At 55.3% G+C, this 244-nt stretch carries 1 pseudogene; it reads right to left on the reverse strand.

Annotation, left to right across the window (positions count from 1 at the left end):
* Window positions 1-244 (reverse strand): annotated as a pseudogene (locus AC0L2F_RS35925) (translational GTPase TypA); the annotation flags it as partial.

Genomic DNA, 244 nt, shown 5'->3' on the forward strand with positions numbered 1-244 from the left:
ACGCTCGCCTTCGTCCAGGATTTTCTTACGCAGACGGATCGACTTCGGCGTTACTTCGCACAGCTCGTCGTCCTGGATGAATTCCAGGGCCTGTTCCAGGGTGAAGCGAACGGGTGGAACCAGAGCGATGGTTTCGTCTTTGCCCGAAGCACGCATGTTGTCGAGCTTCTTGCCTTTGGTTGGGTTGACGCCCATGTCGTTGTCACGGCTGTTCAGACCAACGATCTGACCGTTGTAGATCTCT

Source organism: Bradyrhizobium sp. Ken64 (assembly GCF_055807555.1).